Annotated in this window: 3 protein-coding genes and 1 pseudogene; all 4 read left to right on the top strand. The window is 62.0% G+C overall.

The window, feature by feature from the left end; genetic code table 11:
* Positions 1-1,109, top strand: a pseudogene (locus tag ACLHHB_RS07445) (IS1182 family transposase); the annotation flags it as partial.
* Positions 1,110-1,168: 59 nt separating this feature from the next.
* Complete coding sequence (gene tnpA / locus ACLHHB_RS07440) at positions 1,169-1,576, top strand: IS66-like element accessory protein TnpA (protein ID WP_410217641.1); 408 nt, start codon at positions 1,169-1,171, stop codon at positions 1,574-1,576.
* The gene (tnpB, locus tag ACLHHB_RS07435; protein ID WP_410217640.1) at positions 1,573-1,920 is read left to right on the top strand and encodes an IS66 family insertion sequence element accessory protein TnpB; all 348 of its coding nucleotides are present in this window, start codon (positions 1,573-1,575) and stop codon (positions 1,918-1,920) included. The genes tnpA and tnpB overlap by 4 nt, the downstream gene beginning before the upstream one ends.
* Positions 1,896-3,515: an IS66 family transposase gene (gene tnpC / locus ACLHHB_RS07430; RefSeq protein WP_410217639.1), complete on the top strand. Its 1,620-nt coding sequence runs from the start codon at positions 1,896-1,898 to the stop codon at positions 3,513-3,515. The genes tnpB and tnpC overlap by 25 nt, the downstream gene beginning before the upstream one ends.
* Positions 3,516-3,918: the final 403 nt, after the last annotated feature.

Below are 3,918 nucleotides of genomic sequence, written 5' to 3'. Positions count from 1 at the left end.
CCGGATCACAAGACCATCGCCGACTTCCGACGCGACAACGGCCCTGGCATCCGCCGCAGCTGCGCTCAGTTTGTGGAGCTGTGCCGCCGGCTCGGCGTGCTGAAGGGCTCCTGCGTTGCCATCGACGGGAGCAAGTTCCGGGCCGTCAACAGCCGGGATCGCAACTTTACCAAGGGCAAGATCGCCAGCCGCATCGCCCACCTGGAGGCGGACGTCGAGCGCTACATCGCGGAGATGGTGCGGGTCGATCGACAGGAGGAGGGCGAGGTTCGGGCCGAGAAGGTCGCGCATCTGGCCAAGCGTTACGGGCGTGTCCGGCAGCATATCCAACACCTGCAAGCCATGGGCCGGGCCTTGGCCGATGCGCCGGATGGGCAGATATCGCTGACGGACCCCGATGCCCGCGCCATGGCGACCAGCGCCCGGAACAGCGGAATGGTCGGCTACAATGTCCAGACCGCCGTCGACACCGAAACCCACCTGATCGTCGCGCATGAAGTCACCAACCAGGGTCATGACCGTGATCTTCTGGTGCCGATGGCCAGGGCGGCCAAGGATGCGCTCCGTCGCGACGAGATGCATGTGCTGGCCGACAAGGGCTACTTCAGCGGGCGGCAGATCCTGCCTGCCATGAGGCTGGCATCACCACGACAATCCCGCGCCCCGAGACGTCGGGCAACCGCCTCAAGGGCATGTATGAGAAGGCGGACTTCGCCTATGAGGCCGATGCGGATATCTATCATTGTCCCGCAGGGGAAGCACTACCGTATCGCTACACAACCGAGGAAGACGGCTTGGAACTCCGTCGCTACTGGACCCGCGAGTGCGGCACGTGCCTGATGAAGTCGCGATGCACGACCGGCAAGGAGCGCCGGATCACGCGGTGGGCGCACGAGCATCTGGTCGAGGCGGCGCGGGCGAGGCTGATCGGGCCGACCGAACCGATGACAATCCGCCGAGGCACGGTCGAGCACCCGTTTGGCACCATCAAGGCGTGGATGGGCACGTCCCACTTTCTGACCCGACGGCTGAGGAACGTGAAAACGGAGATCGCGCTGAACGTCCTCGCCTACAACATCAAGCGTATCCGTCCGGTGTGCCTGCCCTGACGGTGAAAGCCGGCGGCTGATAATGTCCATGATCAATAGTGGACATCTTGAGGCACTCGATGGCGGGCACGAAGGGGCAGAAGAAGCGGTTCTGGTCTGATGAGGAGAAACGCTCGATCTGCATGCAGACACGGGCGTCCGGCGTATCCGTTGCACAGGTGGCGCGGCGTTATTCGATGAACTCGAACCTGCTTTTCACCTGGCTGCGGGACCCGCGTTTTTCTCCCGCGGGCTCCAAGTCCTGTAACGCTGTCGAGGATGGCACTCTCTTCCTGCCGGTGGAAATCTCCGCTTCGGCCACCGCCTCACATCCGACGAATGGTGTCGCTGGGACACACCGATCGGCGGATGCTCAGCCGCTCGCGCAGCGCGTCGACATTACACTTTCCGACGGCCGGCGGATCCTTGTGGAAGGCCCGACGAGCCTGGCGGCGGTTCTGGGGCTGGTTCAGGGGCTGCTGTCATGATCCCGGTGCCGAGCAACACGCGCATCTGGTTGGCGGCCGGCGTCACGGACATGCGGCGGGGGTTCAACACCCTGGCGGCGCAGGCCGAGAAGGTTTTGGAGGAGGATCCCTATTCCGGTCATCTGTTCGTATTTCGCGGGCGCCGGGGCGATCTTTTGAAGATCATTTGGTGGGATTCGCAGGGCGGATGTCTCTTTCTGAAGCGCCTCGAGCGTGGACGCTTCGTTTGGCCTGCCGCCAAGGAAGGGAAAGTCAGTCTCAGCCCCGCTCAGCTCTCCATGCTCGTGGAAGGGATCGACTGGCGAATGCCCCAAAAGACATGGCGCCCCATGCAGACCGGATAGGCTATCAATACACGCCATTACAGAGGTTTATCGTTTCTTTGGGGCGATATGCCGGGTATGATTTTGGCATGTTGGAAAGCCTTGATCCCCTTCCTGACGACCCCCAAGACCTGAAGGGCTTGGTCACGCTGATGGGCGAGGAAATCAAGGCGCTGACGCTGAAGATCGAAGATCTGCAGGGACAGCTCGCGGGCCATCGCAAAGCGCGTTTCGGGTCGAAATCCGAAAGCCTCCAGCAACTGGCCTTTGACCTGCAGGAGGACAAGGAGATCGCGGCAGCGGCTTTGGCCCAGCAGGATGAAACCGCCCAGGATGAAGGGGCCGACGGCGACAAGCGGCGGAAACGCCAGCACAGTCGAGCGCCGTTGCCCGATCATCTGGAACGACACGCCGAACTGCTGTCGCCAGGTGAGGCATGCGCCTCATGCGGTGGAGCCCTGCGCGTGCTTGGCCAGGACGTGACACAGGAGCTTGAATACATTCCCGGGCGCTTTGTCGTCCGCGAGATCATTCGCCCGCGCACGGCCTGCTCCTGTTGTGAGCGCTTTGCGCAAGCCCCGTTGCCGAGCCGTCCCATCAACAGGGGTCGTGCGGGTCCCGGTCTGCTGGCGCATGTGCTGGTTGGCAAGTATTGCGACCATCTTCCGCTCTACAGGCAGTCCGAGATCTACGCCCGCGAGAAGATCGATCTGCATCGTTCGACGCTGACCGACTGGGTCGGCCGCTCGACCGCCTTGCTTGAGCCGCTGGCCGATCACATCGGCAAGCTGGTGCGCGCAGGTCCGGCTTTGTTTGCCGATGACACGCCGGTCAAGATGCAGAGGTCGGGCAAGACCGGAAAGGCCCACACCGCACGGCTGTGGAGCTATGTTCGCGACGAACGGCCCTGGTGCGGGCAGACGCCTCCCTGTGCCTGGTATCAGTTCAGCACGGACCGCAAGGGTGCCCACCCCGCGACCCACATCAAGGGCTACACGGGCATCGTGCATGCAGACGGGTTCACCGGCTTCAACGGACTGTTCGGCCCAGGCCTGGCCAGCGAGCAGGCCTGCATGGTCCACGTCCGCCGCAAGTTCGTGGATGCCTATGAACGCGAGGGATCGGCCATTGCCAGGGAAACCATCGAACGGATTGCCCGGCTCTATGCCGTCGAAAAGGAAGCGCGATACAAGACGCCAGAAGAGCGCGTCACTCTGAGACAGGCGCGGGCAAAGCCCCTCTTTGATGAGCTGGAAACCTGGCTGGCGCTGCAACTGCCGAAAATATCGGGCAAGACCAAGCTGGCGGAAGCCATTCGTTACGCGCTTGGCCGCATGCCAAAAGCCCGTGCCTATCTCGAAAACGGCCAGCTGGAGCTGGATAACAACATTTGCGAGCGGTCGATCAGGCCCGTGACTCTCGGAAGAAAAAACTATCTCTTCATGGGTTCAGAAGGCGGCGGCAAGGCCGCAGCCATTGCCTACACGCTCATCGAAACCTGCCGGATGAACGGTGTCGACCCCGAGGCATGGCTGACCTGGGTGCTTACCCACATCGCCGATCACAAGATCAATCGCATCGACGAACTCCTGCCCTGGAACTGGCAGAAAGCCTGAAAATCAACGGCAGTCACGCCGGACGGATACCATCAAGCGAATGGTCGCGCTGATCGGGATCCACGGGTTGAAGAACGCTCTGAAGGCGTGAAAAGCGCCGCTCATAGTGGTCTCTCTGCACTTCGCTAAACGCAAGCCAGGTCTTCGCGTCCAATGCCCTTGGATGCCGGCATGCGCTGGAGTTTCCACACAGCTTAAGCCCATTGCGGTCATTCAAGCAGCCGCAGCATCTTTCGGTTGTTCCGTTTGGGAGCTATCGAAAATTACCTCAGCAACGCAGCCAGCATTGCTGCAACATGACGCAGAGCGAGGTCCTTGGCACGGCGGCGATGCCAAGCCAGGTGCAGAGGAAAGCCGTCTACCGGGATGGGAGTGGGGAAGGCTACCAAGCCACCTGCGGTCG

Source organism: Paracoccus sp. (in: a-proteobacteria) (assembly GCF_046462195.1).
GTDB lineage: Bacteria > Pseudomonadota > Alphaproteobacteria > Rhodobacterales > Rhodobacteraceae > Paracoccus.
This window is presented reverse-complemented; position numbering and strand designations above follow the sequence as displayed.